The organism is Vibrio sp. OPT46, from assembly GCF_015163535.1.
Lineage (GTDB): Bacteria > Pseudomonadota > Gammaproteobacteria > Enterobacterales > Vibrionaceae > Vibrio > Vibrio alginolyticus.
Genome location: NZ_JADDYG010000553.1, coordinates 1 through 865 on the forward strand (window position 1 = coordinate 1; position 865 = coordinate 865).

At 42.7% G+C, this 865-nt stretch carries 1 protein-coding gene; it reads left to right on the forward strand.

From position 1 onward, the window contains the following. Window positions 1-642 (forward strand): hypothetical protein (locus IQR33_RS22285; protein WP_228014067.1); only part of this gene is annotated, 642 nt, incomplete at its 5' end. Window positions 643-865 lie beyond the last annotated feature (223 nt).

An 865-nucleotide genomic window follows, 5' to 3' on the forward strand; every position in this document is an offset into this window, starting at 1 on the left:
CACATGAACCAAACAAGTGCAGTTGGCTTGGATGATACTTTAGGCTCCAGAAACATCTCTGACGAAACAATCGTTGAGCTCCCAACCGTCCCAGATGATCCAGTAGGGGACTTTGAGATCCCAAAACCTGGAGAGGATGAAGATGAGGCAGTAGATATTACTATTAACTGTGGATGTGCTTCTGTGAATGTCGCAAGGGGAGCATGTTTTTCTCCAAAAAGAGCTAAAAGCGCAATGGACAGCAAAGCAAGTGGGTACTTTAGCTCATCTTATGGTTCATATTGGCCTAACTCGCCGAACATTGATTTCCTTGTAACATATAACCTGGAAACCAAAGGGATCACAAAAATAGCCATCACTGATCATAGTAAAATATACAATCTCACTGATGAAATCGCTAATGCTGGTTTATTTGAAATTTCCGGGCCAGTGACATCAACTGCTACACCTAGCTGTAGAGTAAGCTTAACTCGTGCTGCGTTCGCTGACATGGGATACTACACAATGGGTGCAGATGATCCATGGAGAGTAAGGTATAGAGGGTGGGCACATTACAACAAACCTTCCGGTTCCAGATACAAAACTGTAAATGGTGGTACCACAAGCACTCGACCTCCATCCGGGAAGACCTACTATTACTAGATAGCTTGAGTTTGTAAAAGCTTTTCTGGGCCTCTCAAACAAACCTTCCTTGGTGTACCAGGTCTTAATATACAAGTGGTACATCAAGGACGTTTTCTTAAAGCGTTAGTTTTCGTCCTAAATGTCACCCCAGACACTATTGGACCATAGTAAATCAATAAGATAGAAGAACACCTCTATCTAAGTGTGACATCTAGGACGAAAGTTTTCTATCTAGTGCCAC